Source organism: Paenarthrobacter sp. MSM-2-10-13 (assembly GCF_011605365.1).
GTDB lineage: Bacteria > Actinomycetota > Actinomycetes > Actinomycetales > Micrococcaceae > Arthrobacter.
Genome location: NZ_JAAOXO010000001.1, coordinates 287,654 through 307,693 on the forward strand (window position 1 = coordinate 287,654; position 20,040 = coordinate 307,693).

Sequence of the window (20,040 nt, forward strand, 5' to 3'; positions counted from 1 at the left end):
CCATCACCCGTATGGCATATTTGAGGGATGGCGAATTTCAAGCAGTCCACCAAGCTTCATAATGTCCTTTACGACATCCGTGGACCGATTCTTCAGGCCGCCCAGCAAATGGAAGCAGAGGGTCATCGGATCCTCAAACTGAACATCGGAAACCCGGCACCTTTTGGTTTTGAAGCGCCCGACGCCATTTTGGTGGACATGATCCGGCACTTGCCTAATGCCCAGGGCTACAGCGACTCCCGTGGCATTTTCTCTGCCCGGACCGCGGTCTCGCAGTACTACCAAACGCGTGGCATCCAGAACATCCACGTTGACGATATCTACCTCGGCAACGGGGTCAGTGAGCTCATCACCATGTCCCTCATGGCGCTCCTGGACGACGGCGACGAAGTGCTGATTCCCACTCCGGATTACCCGCTGTGGACCGCCTCGGTGGCCCTTGCCGGGGGCCGTCCCGTGCACTACCTCTGCGACGAAGATTCCGGATGGCAACCCGATCTTGAGGATATGGAATCCAAGATCACGCCGCGGACCAAGGGCATTGTGGTGATCAACCCCAACAACCCCACCGGAGCCGTCTACCCGGAGGAGACCCTCAAGAAGATCGTGGCTTTGGCGGAGAAACATGGACTGGTTCTCTTCGCTGATGAGATCTACGAGAAGATTCTCTACGAAGACGCCGTCCATGTGAATCTCGCCGGGCTCACCGGGGACGACGTCCTGTGCCTGACGTTCAGTGGATTGTCCAAGGCCTACCGTGTGTGCGGTTACCGCGCCGGATGGATGGCCATTTCCGGTCCCAAGAAGGATGCTGCGGACTATCTTGAGGGCATCAACCTGCTGGCCAACATGCGGTTGTGCGCCAATGTTCCTGCACAGCACGCCATCCAAACTGCGCTGGGGGGCTACCAAAGCATCAACGACCTCATCCTGCCCGGCGGCAGGCTCCTGGAGCAGCGCAATAAGGCCTACGACCTCTTGAACGAGATTCCCGGCGTCAGCACCCAGCAGGCTCGAGGTGCCCTCTATTTGTTCCCGAAGTTGGACCCGGAGGTCTTCCACATTCGGGATGACGAGAAGTTCGTCCTCGATTTGCTGAAGGAACAAAAAATCCTGGTTTCCCACGGACGTGCCTTCAACTGGGTTCGACCGGACCACTTCCGAATGGTGACCTTGCCCAACGTCAAGGACATTGAAGAAGCGATTGGCCGCATGGCGGACTTCCTGTCGAGGTACCCGGGCAACTAGCCTGAGGTCCATAGCCGCGCCACGGAGGCGCGGCAGGGCAGAAAGGCATGCCGATGGCTGCAGCAGTTGAGTTCGCCACAAGTCCGGCCGAAGCCCTCAGGGTGGGTTCGGGGTTCTCGCTGGCAGAAGTGGATCCTGAATCCACCCCCGGCTACACAGGCGCGAAAGCGGATGGCACAGAACTGCTGGGGGCGCAGGACGCGCAGCTGGCGGAGCTGCAGGAGAAGCTCTTTGCCGTTGGTAGGGCCGGCAGCCAAAAACGGCTCCTGCTGATACTCCAAGCCATGGACACTGCGGGCAAGGGCGGCATCGTCAGCCACGTGGTGGGGGCCATGGATGTGCAAGGCGTTCAAGTGTACGCATTCAAAGCCCCAACTGACGAGGAAAAGGCGCACGACTTCCTGTGGAGGATCGAAAAGCGGGTTCCCGACGCCGGGATGGTGGGGGTCTTCGACAGGTCACACTACGAAGACGTCCTGATCCACCGCGTCCACGGCTGGGCTGACGCTCCCGAGCTGGAACGCAGGTATGCCGCGATCAATGACTTCGAGGCTCGCCTTAACGAGCAGGGAACCACCGTGGTGAAGGTCATGCTCAACATCAGCAAGGACGAGCAGAAGAAACGCCTCATTGCCAGGCTGGACGATCCCACCAAACATTGGAAGTACAGCCGCGGTGACCTCGCGGAGCGTGCATTCTGGGACGACTACATGGACGCCTATCGCGTTGCCTTCGAGAAGACCTCCACGGAGATTGCTCCCTGGCACGTGGTGCCGGCCAACAGGAAGTGGTACGCGCGCATCGCAGTGCAGCAACTCCTGTTGGATGCCCTCGGTGGGCTGCAGCTGGACTGGCCCAAGGCTGACTTTGACGTCGCCGAGGAACGCGCCCTCGTGGAGGAGTCCTAAACGGTCCGGTTGCCGGGTGCCGAAGTGCCGCCGTCGTTGCTTGCATCGCGGGCGGTTGCCAGGCGCTGACGGGCTCCTTCAAGCCAGTCCTCGCAGCGCTTGGCCAATGCCTCGCCGCGTTCCCAGAGAGCCAGCGATTCTTCCAAACTGGCTCCGCCTGCCTCCAGGCGTCCCACCACCGCCACAAGTTGTTCGCGGGCTTCCTCATAGCTAAGTCCGTCAAGGGATTCCGGGGTAGGTGCTGTCTGGTTGTTCTCAGTCATGGTGGTCCTTCGTGGTGGTGACGGTGTAACCGGCGAATCAAGTTCGGGTGAGAGGTGGGTGCTGGGAGGGTTGTCAGCGTTCCATAAGCTGACCTGATCCAGCCGAGACAGCACTGAATCGTCCCTCAGCTACCCGAACGCTCAGTGGTGTTCCGTCCGGAGCTTCTTCGGGGCTGCTGACCACGTGGTGACCAGCTTGGTCCTGGCCAATGAGCTGAACGACGGCGTAGCCTCGGTCCAGCGTCTTCTGGGGTGACAAGGCGCGAACCTGCGCACGGAGGTGGTGGACCTGGTCCAAGGCCCGGAGAATCGCGGTGCTGACCGCTGAATGAGTTCGTCGCTGGAGGCGGTGGATGTCCTCGGAACGGGCATCCACCATCGAAGAGGGGGTCGCCAGGACTGGGCGGGACCTCAATGCGTGGAGCCGATCAGTCTCCCGGTCCACCATGCGGCCGATGCTCCGGCGAAGATGGTCCCTGGCCTGCCGGACCATGGCCAGTTCCTCGGCCACATCCGGAACGATTCGTTTGGCCGCATCAGTGGGTGTTGACGCCCGGAGGTCCGCGACGTCGTCCAGGATAGGACGGTCGGCTTCATGGCCGATCGCACTAACAACCGGTGTAGTGGCCGCAGACACGGCACGGATGAGGTCCTCATTGCTGAAAGGCAGGAGATCTTCCAAAGCGCCGCCGCCGCGAGCGAGGACAATCACATCCACGTGCGGGTCGGCATCCAGTTTCTTCAAGGCGGCTATGATCTGTGAAACGGCGGTGTTGCCCTGGACAGCCACTTCGCGGACGTCAAACTCCACCGCCGGCCAACGCAAAGCAGCGTTGCGCATGACGTCCTTCTTGGCATCGGAATCCCTGCCGGTAATGAGGCCGATGCGGTGGGGGAGAAGAGGAAGCTTCCGCTTCCGGGAGTCAGCGAACAGGCCCTCGGCCGCCAGCGCCTGGCGCAGCCGTTCAATTCTTGCCAGCAGATCGCCGAGGCCTACCGGACGGATGTCCTTCACAGACATGTTCAGGCGCCCTGTCTTCACCCAGAAGTCCGCTTTCACCAAGGCAACCACGCGGGAGCCACGTTCCAGGGGTATCTTCTGGCGGTCAAGCACCGTTGACCACACAGATGCAGGGAGTGAAATCTCCGCGTCCACATCACGCAAGGTCAGAAAAGCGTTACCGCCCCTGCGGTTCAGTTCGATGACCTGACCCTCAATCCACGCAGCCGGCGCCCGCTCTATGTGTGCCTTGAGCTTGCGGGAGAGCAACTGCAGGGGCCAAGGATTGTCCGGGCTGGTCTCAGCAGCGGTCCCAGGCAGCGTCGATTCCGGCGTTGATTCAGCGGACATGGGTGGTCCATGCCTGGTTCAAGCGCCGTGTTTGTACCTGCATTGTCATTGTCCTCGCTCAGGGGTGCGGCTGTGGTGCCAACCGGCCTTCCAACTCTATCCATAGCTTGGGCGAGGCCTCCGACATTTTTTCTGCTATGTGGACACACCTAGGATGGTGGCATAGCCCCCGAACCCCGAGGATGACCTTGCGTAGTTTTGTTTCAGCATTGGGAGTGATCCTCGCTTTACTCCTCACAGCCGTCGCCGTTCCTACCGCGTGGGTTGACCAGAACATCGTCAAAGAAGAGGGCTTTGTCCGGATGGCAGGTGCACTGGGCAATGATCCGGAATTCCAAAGCAAACTGGCCGCTGCCGCAGTTGGAACCTTCGAGTCATCCGTGGATCTCCCAGGGCCCATCCAATCGTTGGCTGCTGACGCACTCCGCAGCGCTGCGTCTGGAATGCAATCGTGGAGCGACTACCCCCGGGCGTGGGAAGAGACAGTGCGCAACAGCCACAGGTTGAACTTCGGCGCGGCGAACCAATCAGAGGAAGCAGCCACCACCTCTGCGCTGGTCCTTGATATCAGCCCCATGGTCAGACTCATTCGCGATCATTTCGCCGAGGCCACCCGGATCCGGATTGATGTTCCAGCGGAAAGCCTTGTGTCTCTGGGGGAGCCCTCCCACCGCCAACTGGTGGAGCGGGTGGCTGCGTTTGCGCCCCTATGGTGGGTGGCCGCACTCGGCGCTCTCATTTCCTTATTGCTGGCTCTTGTGGTTGCACGGAGGCGTTCCCTGGTGCTGGTCTTCGTTGGGCTTGGCGGCCTGGTGCTGGCTGCGCTCTGGACCGCGGGCGCGGACCTGGCCGGAGGAGTAGTGGGTAACCTGTCCAGCGCAAACGGTGTGGCTGAGCTTTTCAAACAAGAGTTCCTCACGGCGGCAAAGACAAGCTTCGGGCAATGGATCCTGATCGCAGCGGTGACATCCGGTGCATTGTTTGTGGCAGGCGTCATAGGATCCTTCGTGTCAGGGCGACGACGGTCACGTTCGGCCCCCGGGTAAAGGCCGGGCCGGTAGCATGGAGGAATGACCAGCACAGCAGTTTCCATTCCTATGCCCACGGTGCCCCGCAGACGCCGTTCTCCGGAAGAGGTCCAGGCAGCGGCGCCCGTCACGGGTCCCAAGAAGGTCCTGTTGGCGGCCCCTCGAGGTTATTGCGCCGGCGTGGACCGGGCTGTCATTGCTGTGGAAAAGGCTTTGGAGCACTACGGGCCTCCCGTCTACGTACGCAAGCAGATCGTCCACAACGTGCACGTTGTTAGCTCCCTGGAGGAGCAAGGCGCCATCTTCGTTGAGGAAACCGACGAGGTCCCCGAAGGCGCACTGGTCATCTTCTCCGCACACGGCGTCTCACCTGCAGTGGTGCAGTCAGCCGAGGATCGCGGATTGCGCACCATCGATGCAACCTGCCCTCTGGTCACCAAAGTGCACAAGGAAGCTGTGCGCTTTGCCAAGGAAGATTACGACATCCTGCTCATTGGCCACGAAGGCCACGAGGAAGTCGAAGGAACAGCCGGCGAAGCCCCGGAGCATATCCAGATCATTAACGGGCCCCATGAAGTGGACAAGGTCACCGTCCGTGACCCTGAGAAAACCATCTGGCTTTCTCAGACCACGCTCAGCGTGGACGAAACCATGGAAACCGTTCGCCTCCTCAAGGACCGTTTCCCCACCCTGCAGGATCCGCCCAGCGATGACATTTGCTATGCCACCACCAACCGGCAGGTGGCTATCAAGAAGATCGCCCCGCAGGCTGACCTCGTGATCGTTGTTGGTTCGGCCAACTCGTCCAACTCCGTGCGCTTGGTTGAAGTAGCGCTGGAATATGGTGCCAAGAGCTCGTACCGCGTGGATTTTGCCAATGAAGTGGACGAGTCCTGGTTCGAGGGCGTTGCCACCGTGGGCGTGACTTCCGGCGCTTCCGTTCCTGAAGTGCTCGTCAAGGATGTTCTGCGGCTTCTGGCTGACTACGGTTACGGTGAGGTCCAGGAAGTGGTGACAGCAGAGGAAGACCTGCTTTTCTCGCTTCCCAAGGAACTGCGGGCCACCTTGAAAAAGGCCGGCGACGTCACACGCGCCCTTGGTGGTCGCGGAAACCGCACAACGTCCTAGCAAATAGCCGCTAGACAACTTGCCCGCAGTGGTTGCCTTCCTTCGGGAAAGCCTTCACTGCGGGCCAGTTCCGTTAAGCGGCCGATCTCTTAGGCGGCCGACTCCCGGTCCTGGCGGTCGTCCTGGTCGTGGGCTGCGTCCTGATGCCCATGGGTGTCCACGGCCAGCAGTTCCGGGGCTGCCAACGCGCGGGGGACAACCTCAACGGACACCGGCGCGGCGAGGCCAGCATCGTCAATGGTGTTGAGCTTGCGCGCTGTAGGGAGCACCCGTGCCTCCAGTGTGCCCACCATGGCGTTGTAGCGATCCACAGAGGTCTTCAACGAGCTGCCCAGCTTGCTGACATTCTCACCGAGAGTACCCATGCGTTCGTAGAGCTGCTTTGCGAGCTCAAACAGTTCGTGGGCGCTATCGGTGAGGACGTCCTGTCGCCACGTAAACGCCACAGACTTGAGGACTGCCAGCAAGGTGCCTGGCGACGCCAGGACCACGTTCCTGGACAAGGCGTGTTCCAGCAGGGCGGGATCGGCCTCAAGGGCTGACGCCAGAATGGACTCTGCCGGAAGGAAGCAGATCACCAGCTCGGGGGAGTTCCCAGGAATATCCCAGTACTTCTTGGCCGCCAAGGCGTCGATGTGGGCCTTGAGAGCCTTTGCATGCTGTGCCAGCAGCGTCTTGGAGTCATGGCTGATGGCAGGACCTACCGACTCACCGAAGGATCCGTCTCCGTGGAGTTGTTCCTGCGCAGCGAGGTAGGAAGCCAAGGGCACCTTGGCATCTACTACCAGCTGCTTACCACCAGGAAGCTGAACCACCAGGTCCGGCCGCAGCGTGTTGTCGTTACGGCCCGAATGAACCTGCTCATGGAAGTCCACGTGCTTGAGCATTCCAGAGGCCTCCACCACTCTGCGGAGCTGAACCTCGCCCCACTGGCCGCGTGCACTGTTGGAACGGAGTGCTGAGGCCAAGGCGTGCGTTGACCGCAAGAGCTGTTCGTCGGATGAACGCGCATCCTGCAATTGCTGGGCCAGTTGGCCGTACTGCTCCACCCTGTCCCGCTCGAGCAGCGATACCTGTTGCTGCACCGCTGTGAGCTTTTCGGCCACGGGAGCGAGCGCGCGCAAAACACTGCCGTCGGAGTTCCTTGCTGCGCTCAACTCCCGGTTCTGTGTGAACAAAAGCCGCCGCTCGGCGTCGGCGGCTGCCAGCTGTGCCGTCACTTCCGAAAGCCGTGACGAAACGGCATCAAAGTCCTCCTCCAGCCCAGCGCCCCGGCGTCGGAAGACAATATAGCCGGCCGCAAGCCCAACCGCGGCGCCAATCAGCAGCATGAGCAGGGCCAATACCAATCCAAATCCATCCATGTGGCAACCCTGTCACAGGGGTACGACAGTTTTAGCGAGGCTGTACGCGTGGGCCCGGTTTGCGGGTGGTGACAACCCCGGACGTGGTTCCAACGGGTAGAATCAATGCTCGTGGCTCTTACTATTGGCATCGTCGGACTGCCCAACGTCGGCAAATCAACTCTTTTCAATGCACTGACTCGTAACCAGGTGCTCGCTGCGAACTATCCGTTCGCAACGATTGAACCCAACGTCGGCGTGGTGAACCTTCCCGATCCGCGTCTGGCGAAGCTGGCGGAGATCTTCGGTTCGCAGAAGTTGCTGCCCGCTCCGGTGTCCTTCGTGGACATCGCAGGCATCGTGAAGGGTGCCTCGGAAGGCGAAGGCCTGGGGAACAAATTCCTGGCCAACATCCGCGAAGCGGAGGCCATCGCGCAGGTGGTTCGTGTTTTTGATGACCCGGATGTCATCCACGTCGATGGCAAGGTTGATCCGCGCTCCGACATGGAAACCATCAACACCGAGCTGATCCTTGCTGATCTTCAGACCATCGAAAACGCCATCCCGCGTATCGAAAAAGAAGTCAAGATCAAAAAGCGCGAAGCAGCTGAACTGGCCGCCATCAAGGCAGCCCAGGCAGTCCTGGAACGCGGCGACACCATCTTCTCCTCGATCAAGAGCGACAAGCTGGAGATGGAGCACCTCAAGGAGCTCGGGCTTTTGACTGCCAAGCCCTTCATCTACGTCTTCAATGCCGATGAAGGCATCCTTGGTGACCAGGAAAAGCAGGATGAGCTGCGTGCTTTGGTGGCCCCTGCTGATGCGGTGTTCCTTGATGCCAAGCTCGAATCCGACCTCGTTGAACTGGACGAGGAAGAAGCCCGCGAAATGCTGGAAATGAACGGCCAGAGCGAATCCGGCCTGGACCAGTTGGCCCGCGTTGGGTTCCACACCCTTGGCTTGCAGACCTACCTCACAGCCGGTCCCAAGGAAACCCGTGCATGGACCATTCGCCAAGGCGACACTGCGCCTCAGGCCGCTGGCGTGATCCACTCCGACTTCCAGCGCGGCTTCATCAAAGCTGAAGTTGTTTCCTTCGACGATCTCATCGACGCCGGTTCCATGGCTGAGGCCAAGTCCCGAGGCAAGGTCCGTATTGAAGGCAAAGAGTACGTGATGGCCGACGGCGACGTGGTGGAGTTCCGCTTCAACGTGTAGGTCCACAGCCAAAAAATCCTTGGTCCGCTCGCAGACCATGCGTTATCCACATATGGCCACTGGCCGGGCCTTCCGAGGTCAGCCAGTGGCCATACTTGGCAAATGGGAATCAGATACTACGCATATGCCTTCGACGCTGACGTCACGGACTTAGTCCTCGCCGATCCGAGACGCTTTTTATCGACAGACCCAATTGCTGACGCTTGGGGTCTCAAAGCTGCCGACGGGTTTGAGATCGCCACCTTCGAACAAGCCGTACCGGAGTGCGACATGCTCTACCTGGACAAAGCATGGCGCTACTTGCAGGCCTTCTCCGCGCCCTCAAGGGCCGGAGGCGAAGCAAGGCCTGCGTTTCGCATGTTTGAAGGTGCAGTGACCATGCATCATGACGGGTGGGAATCATGGGTGCGCGTCCTTCCTCCGTCCGACGTGGTGGCCATTGCCGAGGATCTGCACGATGTATCTGACTCGGAGTTCGGCGACTGGCTGCAGGAGTACTTGCCGACCGAGAGGGACTCGAATGTCCCGTACGGTGTTGGCTATCTCCAACAGGCCCGGGTTTTCGTCACGGATCTGGCGGCCGTCGGTCGCGGGCTGGTCTACCTGATTGGCTAAAAGCCAGCGACGACATATCACGCGATATCATGGCTGCATGGGAAACGCGGTGAGGGAAGTCCGTGAGGCTGCTGGCATCAGCCAGGGCGAGTTGGCTCGGCGCTCTGGGGTGGCCCAGCCAAACATTGCTGCTTACGAAGCTGGTCGGCGCACGGCATCCCCGGTGATGTTGGACCGTCTTCGTGCAGCAGCGCGCCCTTTGCCGCATGAAGTCCTTGCATCGCGGGGCCAGGAATTGCTTCAGCTGGCACTGCGCTATGGTTTCAGCAATGTTCGCGTCTTCGGTTCTGTGGCCCGCGGACTCGATCGCCCAGGAAGCGATCTGGACATCCTGGTCACACGATCACCCGGCGTCGGGTTATTGACTGTCGCGGCGTTTGCCGCCGAAGCAAGTGAATTGTTGGGGGTAGAAGTTGACGTCGTCACCGATGGCGGCTTGCGGGAAGATCACGAAATCCTGACCACCGCGGTCGCCCTATGAATCAAAGGGACGCAGCCGCACTCAGAGAGATCGTCCGTTTGTGTGGCGTCGGGGCTGCCCTCGTCAAGCGCGGCCGTGCCTGGTACGTCGGCGACGCTGACAATGTGCCGGGCTTGGCGGCGGAGTCGTTGATCATCAAAATCGGAGAAAATGTCGCTCGCTTGAGCATCGAGACGACCGATCGGTACCCCGAAGTTCCGTGGTCTCTGATCAAGCGAATGCGGGATCGGCTCGCGCATCACTATGAGGGGACAGACTACGACGCGGTCTGGGACACCCTCGACGCTGACTTACCGACGATAGAGCACCTTATCCGATCGATCAACTAGTTCCTCTATCAGGAGCCTCGATCCACTGTATGTTCAGCGCGGACCGGGCTCCTTTTTCGTCTGAAAACCGCCCTGTCCTGCTGTCAGACAGCGTATGCTACCACCGGGTAACGTTTGACTTGAAATCCGCGTCAATTTAGGCATGTGTAGGTTGCGGAACGGTTACAGTTTGGCCAGCATGTCCCATCATCCGGACACAATGTGGGTAGGCTTACACTCACATGTAGGCAACGTCACAGTAGGAAACTGTGCCTGTGCCTGGGGGAAATCACGAATTTTCCCTGCTCAACTCCACGACTCATAGGAGGCGGAATGCGTTTCTCGCGCACTTCCAAAGCTCTAGGCGTAGCGGCGATCATCGCCCTCGCAGCTACCGGTTGCGGTGGCGGCAGTAGCAACGACTCCGGTTCATCCGCGGGTGATCCGAACAAGGTCATCATCGCCGACGGCTCAGAGCCGCAGCGCCCGCTCATGCCGGCAGACATCAACGAAGTGGGCGGCGGCAAGATCGCAACGCTGATCTTCTCCGGCCTGGTCAGCTATGACCCTTCCGGCAAGCCGGTAAACGAGTTGGCGGAGTCCATTGAGGCGCCCGACGCGCAGAACTTCACCATCAAGATCAAGAAGGACCAGAAATTCACCAATGGTGACGCCATCACGGCGAAGACGTTTGTGGACTCCTGGAACTACGGTGCAGCAGCAAAGAACGCGCAATTGAGCGCCACTTTCTTTGAGAGCATCAAGGGTTACGACGAAGCCAGCGCAGAGGGCTCCACGGTGGACACGCTGTCCGGCCTGAAGGTTGTGGATGACACCACCTTCACCGTTGAACTCAAGCAGCCCGAGTCTGACTGGCCGCTCCGTCTCGGCTACACGGCGTTCATGCCGGTTCCCGCCGCGGCACTTGCCGACCCCAAGACCTACGGCGAAAAGCCTGTGGGCAACGGCCCGTACAAGATGGCCGAAAACGGTTGGCAGCACAACGTGCAGATCCAGCTCGTCCCGAACCCCGACTACAACGGTCCCCGCAAGGCAAAGAACGGCGGCGTGACGTTCAAGATCTTCCAGAATGACGACGCTGCATACCAGGACCTGCTGTCCAACAACCTGGATATCCTGCAGGTCATCCCCACCAGCGCGCTCAAGAACTTCAAGACTGACCTGGGCGATCGCTTCATTGAGAAGCCGTACGCAGGCAACCAGACCATTGCCATCCCGGAGTACCTTCCGGAATGGAGCGGCGAAGCGGGCAAGCTCCGTCGCCAGGCTATCTCCATGGCCATCAACCGTGAAGAGATCACCAAGGTGATCTTCAGCGGTGGCCGCCAGCCGGCCAAGGACTTCACTGCTCCCGTCCTCGACGGTTACAGCGACAGCATCCCGGGCTCGGATAACCTGAAGTTCGACGCCACCAAGGCCAAGGACCTCTGGGCCAAGGCAGATGCAATCCAGAAGTGGGACCCGAACACGGCCTTCACCATTGCGTACAACGCTGACAAGGGCGGCCACAAGGCTTGGGTTGAGGCTCTCACCAACCAGCTGAAGAACAACCTCGGCATCAAGGCCGAGGGACTTCCCTTCGCAACGTTTAAGGAAGCACGCGATCTTGCAACCACCGGCAAGCTCACTGGCGCCATCCGCGCAGGCTGGCAGGCAGACTACCCGTCGCTGTACAACTTCCTCGGCCCGATCTACAAGACCGGCGCTGGCTCGAACGATGCCCGCTATGAGAACCCCACCTTTGACAAGGCTATCTCTGACGGACTCTCCGCACCTTCCGTTGCCGAAGGTAACAAGGCAATGAACAAGGCACAGGAAATCCTTCTGCAGGATCTCCCCGCCATCCCGCTGTGGTACCAGGTTTCACAGGGTGGCTGGAGCACTGGCGTCTCCAATGTTGACTACGGCTGGGACGGCGTTCCGCTGTACTACAACATCACTGGCAAGTAACCGCGAAACGGCGGCGGGGGTGCTCAGCTGAGCATGTCCGCCGCCGTATCACGTTGCAAATCAATGACGCCCAACTACGGTTGGGCGTCCTTGTGCAGGCCTACTTGCCCCGGCAGGGAACGTTTGCACATCAGACGAAAAGGTTCTTTGATGAACAACTCCGCTGCACCCCTGGACAGGGTGCCTGCTGATCGGGGTGTGATGCGCTGATGGCCACATACATCCTCAAACGATTCCTCCAGCTGATTCCAGTTTTCCTGGGGGCCACACTGCTGGTGTACTTCCTGGTTTTCAGCCTTCCCGGCGACCCCATTGCCGCCTTGTTCGGTGATAAACCGGTTAACGAAGCGGTTGCTGCGAAACTACGGGCTCAGTACAATCTGGACCAGCCTTTCTTCATCCAGTATTTGCTGTACCTCAAGAGCATCTTCACCTTCGACCTTGGCCAGGACTTCTCCGGCCGGCCCATTGCCGCCGTCCTCGGCGAGGTCTTCCCAGTCACAGCCCGGCTTGCCGTGATGGCTCTGATTTTTGAAGCGGTCTTCGGCATCGCCTTCGGCCTCATCGCCGGTCTTCGCAAGGGAAAGCTCTTCGACGGCACCGTCCTGATCGCCTCGCTAATTGTCATCGGTATCCCGATCTTCGTGCTCGGCTTCATTCTTCAATTCTTCATCGGTGTGCAGCTGGGGTGGGCTAAACCAACTGTCAGTGCGGCCGCGACAGTGCAGGACTTGATCCTGCCTGCAATCGTTCTTGGCCTCGCGTCGTTCGCTTACGTTCTCCGTTTGACCCGGACCAGCGTCATCGAGAACATGAATGCCGACTACGTCCGGACAGCCACGGCAAAGGGGTTGTCCCGTTTCAGGGTGGTCAACGTCCACATTTTGCGTAACTCGCTTATTCCAGTGGTGACGTTCCTGGGCGCAGACCTTGGCACCCTGATGGGAGGAGCGATTGTCACAGAAGGTATCTTCAACGTTCCCGGCGTAGGCAACAGGCTTTATCGGGCCGTCCTGTCGGGTGAGGGACCCACGGTGGTCTCCATTGTCACGGTGTTGGTGTTGATCTACTGCCTCTCCAACTTGCTTGTTGACCTCCTTTACGCCTGGCTTGACCCGAGGATCCGCTATGACGCCTGAAAGTAACCTGACCGGGCAGGACACCACCCGGCGACACATTGAGCACTTCGTTGCCGATCTTGACGAAACGCCGCTGCAGGCAACCGACAAGGTCAAGGAAGACAGCGCTCCCTCCAGCCTTTGGGGTGAGGCATGGAAGAACCTGCGCAAGCAGCCATTGTTCATCATCTCGGCCATCATGATCCTGGCCGTAGTAGTGGTTTCCCTCTTCCCGGGTTTGTTCTCTCAAATTGATCCCTCCAACGAAGCCTGCCAGCTGTCCAACTCAGACGGCGGACCTGCATCGGGTCACCCTCTTGGCTTCACGCAACAGGGCTGCGACGTTTACGCTCGCGTCATTTTCGGTACCCGATCGTCGGTGACCGTCGGCCTGTTCACGACCATCGGCGTCGTCCTGTTCGGGGGCATCGTTGGTGCTCTCGCCGGATACTACGGCGGTTGGGCGGATGCACTGCTGGCCCGCCTGACGGATATTTTCTTCGCACTGCCGCTGATCCTTGGCGCAATCGTGATGATGCAGCTCCCCGTTTTCCGTGCGAACCGTACGGTATGGACGCTGGTGTTGATTCTTATCGTCTTCGGGTGGCCGCAGATTGCCCGCATCACCCGAGGCGCAGTGATCGAGGTCAGAAATGCTGACTTCGTGGTGGCCGCGCGATCCCTTGGTGTTTCGCGTTTCCGTTCGCTGCTGCGCCATGTGCTGCCGAACTCGCTGGCTCCGATCATCGTCGTGGCAACCATCTCCCTCGGCACCTTTATCGTTGCCGAGTCGACCCTTTCCTTCCTTGGAATCGGGTTGCCACCGAGTGTCATGTCGTGGGGCAATGATATTCAGGCCGCACAGGCATCCTTGCGATCCAATCCGATGCCCTTGCTTTACCCGGCAATAGCTCTATCCATCACAGTCTTGAGCTTCATCATGCTGGGCGACGCCCTGAGGGATGCGCTGGACCCCAAGGCGCGTAAACGATGAAAGGCGAAGCCATGAACTCTTCAGTTCACATCAAGGAAGAAGTCGCCGGCTCTGAGCGTCCGCTGCTGGAGATCAGAAACCTTGCAATCAACTTCACCACCAGTAATGGTGAGGTCAACGCAGTAAGGAACGCTCATCTGACGGTCATGCCCGGCGAGACTGTCGCAATCGTGGGGGAGTCGGGCTCAGGAAAATCAACCTCAGCCCTGGCTGCCATTGGACTACTTCCCGGAAATGGCCGGGTGGCCGGCGGAGAAATTTTCTTTGACGGCGAGGACATTGCCCACGCGAGCGAGAAGCGCATGATCGAGCTCCGCGGCAATTCCATTGGCATGGTTCCTCAGGACCCCATGTCCAACCTGAACCCCGTGTGGAAAATCGGATTCCAGGTCAAGGAGACTTTGAAAGCGAACGGGCTCCCCTCAGGGCCCGAGGACGTCGCCAAGGTCCTCTCCGAGGCAGGCTTGCCCGACGCTTCGCGCAGAGCCAAGCAGTACCCGCATGAGTTCTCCGGAGGCATGCGTCAGCGTGCGCTCATTGCCATCGGACTTTCATGCCAGCCGCGCCTGCTGATCGCGGATGAGCCGACGTCGGCACTTGACGTTACGGTACAGCGGCAGATTCTGGATCACTTGGACAAGATGACGTCCGAGCTGGGTACAGCCGTGCTTCTCATCACCCACGATCTCGGCCTCGCCGCCGAGCGTGCGGACAAGGTGGTTGTCATGTACAAGGGCCAGGTTGTGGAGTCCGGGCCTTCGCTGGAGCTACTCCGCAACCCACGGCACCCCTACACGAAGCGACTGGTCGCTTCGGCGCCGTCGCTGGCTTCACGTCGTATCCAAGTGGCTAAGGAGCAGGGGATCGAATCTGAGGAGCTGCTGGCTCCTGCAGAACCGGTGGTCGTCGAGGCAGCCCTGCCGGAGGAGGTTCTGAAAGTTGAGGACTTGACGAAGGTCTTCAAACTTCGTGGCGGCATTGGCAAGTCCACGGACTTCACTGCAGTCGACTCTGTTTCCTTTGCCGTTAAGCGCGGAACCACTACGGCCATTGTTGGCGAGTCCGGATCCGGCAAGTCGACTGTGGCGCAAATGGTTCTCAACCTGTTGGAACCGACGTCGGGAAAGATCATCTTTGACGGCGTGGATACGTCGACGCTCAGCAGCAAGGACCTGTTTAAGTTCCGTCGCCGGGTCCAGCCGATCTTCCAGGATCCCTACGGTTCCCTCGATCCCATGTACAACATCTTCCGCACCATTGAAGAACCGTTGAGAACACACAAGATCGGCAACAAGGCCAGTCGTGAGAAGAAGGTCCGTGAGCTGTTGGACCAGGTGGCCCTGCCGCAGTCCACCATGCGCCGGTACCCCAACGAGCTCTCGGGTGGCCAGCGGCAACGTATTGCCATTGCACGAGCCTTGGCTTTGGACCCTGAAGTCATCATCTGCGATGAAGCGGTCTCAGCATTGGACGTGCTTGTCCAAGCACAGGTGCTGAACCTGCTGGCTGATCTTCAGGACAACCTCGGCCTGACGTACCTGTTCATCACCCACGACCTCGCCGTGGTCCGGCAAATTGCCGATCACGTCTGTGTCATGCAGAAGGGCAAGCTCGTGGAGACCGGCAGCACGGATGATGTCTTCGACAACCCTCGAGAGGCATACACCCAGGCACTCCTGGACGCCATTCCGGGTGGTTCGCTGCTCTTGCCGCCAGAGGTGGCCTGACCGGCGTCGTACGTTCTCTTCGCCGTAACGCAACAGAGCCGGTGGTTCCCTGCGAAGGGAACCACCGGCTCTTGCCGTTTAAGGCACCTGTTGCGGGGCCCGCTCTGCATGCCAAGGCGCTCACAAAGCATGCAAAGCGGGCCTCACAACGCTCGGGTTGACGACGGCGCGGGCTACTTCGCCGGCGGGGCGGTATCCGGGCGGGCCGTGAGGCCAAGGGCCGCGAATTCGCGAGCCAATGCTGCGCCCAGTTTCGCGTGCCCGGCAGGCTTCAGGTGCACGCCATCCTGGAGATCCGCGATCGCGTCGTAGCGGGTGAGCCAGTCGCCTGCACTGACGAACGGGATGGCGTGCTTGGCCGCGATACGTCCCAAGAGGGCGTCAATTTCCGTACGGCGTCCGCCGCCATTGCTCACGCCTCTGGCCAGGGTTCCAATCATGGCGAAGGTGGTTCCCGGGTAGCGCTTCTTGAGGGCAGCGAGGAGCCGCTCGGCATTGCTGGTGATCTGCGCGTCCGTGGCGCGTTGGGTGGCGTCATTGCCGCCACCCTGGATCACGATCAACGGTGGATCGCCAAAGGGCAACACCCAGTCTCCGCGTTGCAACGCATCGATGTAGTTGCCGGTTTTCCCGTTGGTTGCTACGTATCCTGTGCCGCCCATGCCCACGACGTGCAGTTTGTAGCCCATCGCAGCAATTCCTTGCTGCGGCCATGAATCCTTCGGCATGGATTGGGAATCGCCGATGAGTACAGCGGTGTGGCGAACGTCCGCCAGGACCAGCTCGCTGCGGTTATTCGCCGGGTTCTTGTACAGCGAGCCCACCGGTAGGTTGAGGGAACTGGGGGCAGGGGCCACTCGTAGCGGTTTATCGGCGGCCGCTGTCTGCGCGGGCACGGGCGCGACTGATCCAGAGGGGGCGGTGATTGGCGCTGGGTTTGATCCGCAGCCCACCAGGAGAACGCCGGAGGCGATCAGTGGTGCGAGCATGCGGAACGCGGCCGGAGCTTGTCGCATCTATTGTTCTCCACGTGGCACTGGTTCTGGAGCCAATCATGCTGCACGCGACCGCGAAAATCCAGCATCTTGACTTGCGTTTACGTCACAACGCGGGAGTGTGAGCAGTGCCACATTCGGGGGGTGAATGGCTTGCTTTTTAGGCTCATAAATGCAACTGCGTTTAGACTGGATGCAGGTGCCCTGTGTCCCGGGGTCTTTTCGCTGTGTGTTCCGATCAAGTCGATCAGGTATGCGCGCGGATACAAACAGCTGACTTCACCACTGAAACGAGTCATTAACGCATGTCTGAAACCATCACCAACACTGCGTCGCGGAGCGATCTGCGCAACGTCGCGATCGTCGCACACGTTGACCACGGCAAGACCACGCTGGTCGACGCCATGCTCAAGCAGACCAACTCCTTCGCTTCCCATGGTGAGGTTGAGGACCGTGTCATGGACTCCGGTGACCTGGAGCGCGAAAAGGGCATCACCATCCTCGCCAAGAACACCACGGTTGCCTACAACGGCCCGTCGTCCAACGGCGAGACCATCACCATCAACGTCATTGACACCCCCGGCCACGCCGACTTCGGTGGCGAGGTAGAGCGCGGCCTGTCCATGGTTGACGGCGTCGTCCTGCTGGTCGACTCCTCTGAGGGTCCCCTGCCCCAGACCCGCTTCGTGCTGCGTAAGGCCCTTGCCGCACACCTGCCAGTGATCCTCCTGGTCAACAAGACGGACCGTCCCGATGCCCGCATCGACGAAGTTGTCCACGAGTCGATGGACCTGCTCCTCGGCCTCGCTTCCGACCTCGCTGACGAAGTTCCGGACCTGGACCTGGACAAGGTCCTCGAAGTCCCCGTCGTTTACGCTGCCGCCAAGGTTGGCCGCGCTTCCCTGGAGCAGCCGGATAACGGTTCCGCTCCGGAGAACGAGGACCTCGAGCCGCTCTTCAAGACCATCATCGAGCACATCCCCGCTCCCACGTACAACCCGGACGGCGTGCTGCAGGCACACGTGACCAACCTGGACGCATCGCCGTTCCTTGGTCGCCTCGCCCTGCTCCGCATCTACAACGGCACGCTCCGCAAGGGCCAGACCGTGGCCTGGGCGCGCGCAAACGGTGAGCTCAAGAACGTCAAGATCACCGAACTGCTGGCCACCAAGGCTCTGACTCGTGTTCCGGCCGAGTCCGCCGGCCCGGGTGAAATCGTTGCCGTTGCCGGTATCGAGGAGATCACCATCGGTGAAACCTTGACGGATGCCGAGAACCCGCAGCCGCTGCCGCTGATCACCGTGGATGATCCCGCGATCTCCATGACCATCGGTATCAACACCTCGCCGTTGGCCGGCAAGGTCAAGGGCGCCAAGGTTACGGCCCGCCAGGTGAAGGATCGCCTGGACAAGGAACTGATCGGTAACGTCTCCATCAAGGTTCTCCCCACCGAGCGTCCCGACGCCTGGGAAGTTCAGGGCCGTGGCGAGCTCGCGCTGGCCATCCTGGTTGAGCAGATGCGCCGTGAAGGCTTCGAACTGACCGTGGGCAAGCCGCAGGTTGTTACCAAGACCATCGACGGCAAGCTCCACGAGCCGATGGAACACATGACCATCGACGTGCCCGAAGAATACCTCGGCGCCGTCACCCAGCTCATGGCTGCCCGCAAGGGCCGCATGACCAACATGGCCAACCACGGTACCGGCTGGTGCCGCATGGAGTTCATCGTTCCTGCACGTGGCCTGATCGGCTTCCGCACCCGGTTCCTCACGGACACCCGCGGCGCCGGCATTGCTGCCTCCATTTCCGAAGGCTACGAGCCGTGGGCCGGCCCGATCGAGTACCGTACCAACGGTTCCATGATCGCCGACCGTGCCGGTGTTGTTACGCCGTTCGCCATGATCAACCTGCAGGAACGCGGTTCCTTCTTCGTGAAGCCCACCTCCGAGGTCTACGAAGGCATGATCGTGGGAGAGAACTCCCGCGCTGATGACATGGACGTGAACATCACCAAGGAAAAGAAGCTCACCAACATGCGTGCGGCTTCCTCCGACACCTTCGAGAACCTGACGCCGCCGCGCGACCTGACCCTCGAAGAGTCCCTGGAATTCGCCCGTGAGGACGAATGCGTTGAGGTCACCCCGGAATCCATCCGGATCCGCAAGGTCATCCTGGACTCGAACGAGCGCGCCAAGGCCAACCGCGCCCGCGCCAAGTCCTAGCCTGGACTTTCTGACGCAGTCAGGAACAGCTGAATGAAGAAGAGAGCCGCCGGTATGGCACGCAGCATTGCTGCGGCCGTGCCGGCGGCTCTTTTTGTTGCCCTCGCCGGAACAGCGCTCCATCGGCAGACCGTACTGTGGTCCGGCGTTGAGCTCCCATGGGGCGTGGCCGCAGCTCTGCTGCTCGTGGCGTCCGTACAGTTGTGGCTCGCTGCCTGGTGCCGCTCGGTGGTACCGGCGGCGGTGGCAGGCGTGGTGAGCTACGCCGTCGTCGGAATCCTGTCCTCAGCCGGTCCGGCCAAGCAGTTGATTCCGGGCGACGCCGTGGGGAACGTCTGGGTGTTCGGCATCGGCGGAGTGACGTTAATCATGCTTGTGGTCATCAGTCGGCTGCCCGTCAGTCGGACGCGGCGCGCACGGATTGCCGGCGCGGCGGCGGAGGTGGAACCTCTTTCGCGGCGATAACCATTGCCAGCGGAATGTCGACGTCGGACGTGCGGGTCCGGACTGTACAGGCGCCTTCGGTGGTTCCTACCAGATAGCCGAGTGCGTCCGTCAAACCGTCCTCGATCCTGTACCGGACCACTACCCGGATTCCTGGCTCTGCGTTGAGGAGGAACTGTTGGGGCGGCACATTCGGGGGAGTCACCGTTTCATACTAAGACGCGGGCTAGGTTGGCGTTAGCGCACTGTTGGATAATAGGCTCGGAAGTTGAGTGCCCGGCATGATGCCGGCAGTGTTACCCCGGCCATCGCCGGGACAAACCGTGGAGAGGTCTGGGACGTGACGTACGTAATCGCGCAGCCGTGTGTGGATGTCAAGGACAAGGCATGTATTGAAGAGTGCCCTGTCGACTGCATTTACGAAGGTGAGCGTTCCCTCTATATCCACCCCGATGAATGTGTCGACTGTGGTGCTTGTGAACCTGTGTGCCCTGTTGAGGCCATTTACTACGAGGATGACACCCCGGAAGAATGGGCCGGCTACTACAAGGCCAACGTTGAGTTCTTTGATGACCTGGGTTCCCCCGGCGGAGCCGCCAAGATCGGAAACACGGGCAAGGACCACCCGTATATCGCTGCACTGCCCCCGCAGAACCAAGACCACTAAGGGCGGTTGTT

At 60.3% G+C, this 20,040-nt stretch carries 19 protein-coding genes; 15 read left to right on the forward strand and 4 right to left on the reverse strand.

The features are described 5' to 3' along the window. Positions 1–27: 27 nt before the first annotated feature. Both HAV21_RS01415 and HAV21_RS01420 read left to right on the forward strand, forming a co-directional pair. Positions 28–1,248: a pyridoxal phosphate-dependent aminotransferase gene (locus HAV21_RS01415; RefSeq protein WP_142938457.1), complete on the forward strand. Its 1,221-nt coding sequence runs from the start codon at positions 28–30 to the stop codon at positions 1,246–1,248. A 53-nt stretch (positions 1,249–1,301) separates the two neighbouring features. Then, positions 1,302–2,156 carry a polyphosphate kinase 2 family protein gene (locus HAV21_RS01420; RefSeq protein WP_166840034.1) on the forward strand — a complete coding sequence of 285 codons (855 nt, stop codon included), beginning with the start codon at positions 1,302–1,304 and terminating at the stop codon, positions 2,154–2,156. Here HAV21_RS01420 and HAV21_RS01425 read toward each other — a convergent pair. Together HAV21_RS01425 and xseA are read right to left on the reverse strand one after the other, a co-directional pair. After that, the gene (locus HAV21_RS01425; protein WP_166840035.1) at positions 2,153–2,419 is read right to left on the reverse strand and encodes an exodeoxyribonuclease VII small subunit; all 267 of its coding nucleotides are present in this window, start codon (positions 2,417–2,419) and stop codon (positions 2,153–2,155) included. The two genes, HAV21_RS01420 and HAV21_RS01425, sit on opposite strands and share 4 nt — an antisense overlap. A gap of 73 nt (positions 2,420–2,492) precedes the next feature. Further along, positions 2,493–3,770, reverse strand: coding sequence for an exodeoxyribonuclease VII large subunit (xseA, locus tag HAV21_RS01430; RefSeq protein ID WP_166840036.1), 1,278 nt, complete (start codon positions 3,768–3,770; stop codon positions 2,493–2,495). Between the two features lie 182 nt (positions 3,771–3,952). On the opposite strand from xseA, the gene HAV21_RS01435 reads away from it, so the two are divergent. Together HAV21_RS01435 and HAV21_RS01440 are read left to right on the forward strand one after the other, a co-directional pair. Next, a complete protein-coding gene (locus HAV21_RS01435; protein WP_166840038.1) occupies positions 3,953–4,816 on the forward strand; it encodes a hypothetical protein in 864 nt (287 codons plus the stop codon). 24 nt (positions 4,817–4,840) lie between these two features. Continuing rightward, positions 4,841–5,926, forward strand: a complete 1,086-nt coding sequence (locus tag HAV21_RS01440) for a 4-hydroxy-3-methylbut-2-enyl diphosphate reductase (protein ID WP_142938462.1) — start codon at positions 4,841–4,843, stop codon at positions 5,924–5,926. Positions 5,927–6,015: 89 nt separating this feature from the next. Here the strand turns inward: HAV21_RS01440 and HAV21_RS01445 are convergent, their stop codons facing one another. Then, on the reverse strand, positions 6,016–7,290 hold the full coding sequence (locus HAV21_RS01445) for a DNA recombination protein RmuC (protein WP_166840039.1): 1,275 nt from the start codon (positions 7,288–7,290) through the stop codon (positions 6,016–6,018). Between the two features lie 111 nt (positions 7,291–7,401). Here HAV21_RS01445 and ychF point away from each other — a divergent pair, with 111 nt between their 5' ends. The 8 genes from ychF (at position 7,402) to HAV21_RS01485 (ending at position 15,701) form a co-directional block, all read left to right on the forward strand. Then, positions 7,402–8,487: a redox-regulated ATPase YchF gene (gene ychF / locus HAV21_RS01450; protein ID WP_026546223.1), complete on the forward strand. Its 1,086-nt coding sequence runs from the start codon at positions 7,402–7,404 to the stop codon at positions 8,485–8,487. 102 nt (positions 8,488–8,589) lie between these two features. Then, complete coding sequence (locus HAV21_RS01455) at positions 8,590–9,102, forward strand: DUF1877 family protein (RefSeq protein ID WP_142938464.1); 513 nt, start codon at positions 8,590–8,592, stop codon at positions 9,100–9,102. 37 nt (positions 9,103–9,139) lie between these two features. Then, the gene (locus tag HAV21_RS01460; protein WP_142938465.1) at positions 9,140–9,583 is read left to right on the forward strand and encodes an XRE family transcriptional regulator; all 444 of its coding nucleotides are present in this window, start codon (positions 9,140–9,142) and stop codon (positions 9,581–9,583) included. After that, the gene (locus HAV21_RS01465) at positions 9,580–9,912 is read left to right on the forward strand and encodes a HepT-like ribonuclease domain-containing protein (RefSeq protein WP_166840040.1); all 333 of its coding nucleotides are present in this window, start codon (positions 9,580–9,582) and stop codon (positions 9,910–9,912) included. The genes HAV21_RS01460 and HAV21_RS01465 overlap by 4 nt, the downstream gene beginning before the upstream one ends. A gap of 312 nt (positions 9,913–10,224) precedes the next feature. Then, positions 10,225–11,862, forward strand: a complete 1,638-nt coding sequence (locus HAV21_RS01470; RefSeq protein ID WP_142938467.1) for an ABC transporter substrate-binding protein — start codon at positions 10,225–10,227, stop codon at positions 11,860–11,862. Positions 11,863–12,071: 209 nt separating this feature from the next. Next, a complete protein-coding gene (locus HAV21_RS01475) occupies positions 12,072–13,001 on the forward strand; it encodes an ABC transporter permease (protein WP_142938468.1) in 930 nt (309 codons plus the stop codon). Then, positions 12,991–13,974 (forward strand): ABC transporter permease, encoded by a 984-nt coding sequence (locus HAV21_RS01480; RefSeq protein ID WP_062072945.1) that lies wholly within the window; start codon positions 12,991–12,993, stop codon positions 13,972–13,974. Before HAV21_RS01475 ends, HAV21_RS01480 begins: the two co-directional genes overlap by 11 nt. 11 nt (positions 13,975–13,985) lie before the next feature. Then, positions 13,986–15,701 (forward strand): ABC transporter ATP-binding protein, encoded by a 1,716-nt coding sequence (locus HAV21_RS01485; RefSeq protein ID WP_223940589.1) that lies wholly within the window; start codon positions 13,986–13,988, stop codon positions 15,699–15,701. Positions 15,702–15,874: 173 nt separating this feature from the next. Here HAV21_RS01485 and HAV21_RS01490 read toward each other — a convergent pair whose 3' ends face one another. Further along, positions 15,875–16,717 (reverse strand): SGNH/GDSL hydrolase family protein, encoded by an 843-nt coding sequence (locus tag HAV21_RS01490; RefSeq protein ID WP_243753079.1) that lies wholly within the window; start codon positions 16,715–16,717, stop codon positions 15,875–15,877. A gap of 284 nt (positions 16,718–17,001) precedes the next feature. Here HAV21_RS01490 and typA point away from each other — a divergent pair, with 284 nt between their 5' ends. From typA to fdxA, 3 genes are all read left to right on the forward strand, one after another. Continuing rightward, the gene (gene typA, locus HAV21_RS01495) at positions 17,002–18,918 is read left to right on the forward strand and encodes a translational GTPase TypA (protein WP_166840042.1); all 1,917 of its coding nucleotides are present in this window, start codon (positions 17,002–17,004) and stop codon (positions 18,916–18,918) included. Between the two features lie 33 nt (positions 18,919–18,951). After that, entirely contained in the window at positions 18,952–19,383 is a 432-nt protein-coding gene (locus HAV21_RS01500) for a hypothetical protein (RefSeq protein WP_166840044.1), read from the forward strand. 319 nt (positions 19,384–19,702) lie between these two features. Next, positions 19,703–20,029, forward strand: coding sequence for a ferredoxin (fdxA, locus tag HAV21_RS01505; protein ID WP_166840877.1), 327 nt, complete (start codon positions 19,703–19,705; stop codon positions 20,027–20,029). Positions 20,030–20,040 lie beyond the last annotated feature (11 nt).

Bases quoted from the DNA above. Each gene is read 5' to 3' on its own strand.
- HAV21_RS01485 (WP_223940589.1), top strand. From the start codon at position 13,986: ATGAACTCTTCAGTTCACATCAAGGAAGAAGTCGCCGGCTCTGAGCGT.
- HAV21_RS01440 (WP_142938462.1), top strand. From the start codon at position 4,841: ATGACCAGCACAGCAGTTTCCATTCCTATGCCCACGGTGCCCCGCAGA.
- HAV21_RS01500 (WP_166840044.1), top strand. From the start codon at position 18,952: ATGAAGAAGAGAGCCGCCGGTATGGCACGCAGCATTGCTGCGGCCGTG.
- HAV21_RS01415 (WP_142938457.1), top strand. From the start codon at position 28: ATGGCGAATTTCAAGCAGTCCACCAAGCTTCATAATGTCCTTTACGAC.
- HAV21_RS01420 (WP_166840034.1), top strand. From the start codon at position 1,302: ATGGCTGCAGCAGTTGAGTTCGCCACAAGTCCGGCCGAAGCCCTCAGG.
- HAV21_RS01475 (WP_142938468.1), top strand. From the start codon at position 12,072: ATGGCCACATACATCCTCAAACGATTCCTCCAGCTGATTCCAGTTTTC.
- HAV21_RS01470 (WP_142938467.1), top strand. From the start codon at position 10,225: ATGCGTTTCTCGCGCACTTCCAAAGCTCTAGGCGTAGCGGCGATCATC.
- xseA (WP_166840036.1), bottom strand. From the start codon at position 3,770: ATGTCCGCTGAATCAACGCCGGAATCGACGCTGCCTGGGACCGCTGCT.
- typA (WP_166840042.1), top strand. From the start codon at position 17,002: ATGTCTGAAACCATCACCAACACTGCGTCGCGGAGCGATCTGCGCAAC.
- HAV21_RS01465 (WP_166840040.1), top strand. From the start codon at position 9,580: ATGAATCAAAGGGACGCAGCCGCACTCAGAGAGATCGTCCGTTTGTGT.
- HAV21_RS01425 (WP_166840035.1), bottom strand. From the start codon at position 2,419: ATGACTGAGAACAACCAGACAGCACCTACCCCGGAATCCCTTGACGGA.
- HAV21_RS01460 (WP_142938465.1), top strand. From the start codon at position 9,140: ATGGGAAACGCGGTGAGGGAAGTCCGTGAGGCTGCTGGCATCAGCCAG.
- HAV21_RS01445 (WP_166840039.1), bottom strand. From the start codon at position 7,290: ATGGATGGATTTGGATTGGTATTGGCCCTGCTCATGCTGCTGATTGGC.
- HAV21_RS01490 (WP_243753079.1), bottom strand. From the start codon at position 16,717: ATGCGACAAGCTCCGGCCGCGTTCCGCATGCTCGCACCACTGATCGCC.
- HAV21_RS01435 (WP_166840038.1), top strand. From the start codon at position 3,953: ATGACCTTGCGTAGTTTTGTTTCAGCATTGGGAGTGATCCTCGCTTTA.
- HAV21_RS01480 (WP_062072945.1), top strand. From the start codon at position 12,991: ATGACGCCTGAAAGTAACCTGACCGGGCAGGACACCACCCGGCGACAC.
- HAV21_RS01455 (WP_142938464.1), top strand. From the start codon at position 8,590: ATGGGAATCAGATACTACGCATATGCCTTCGACGCTGACGTCACGGAC.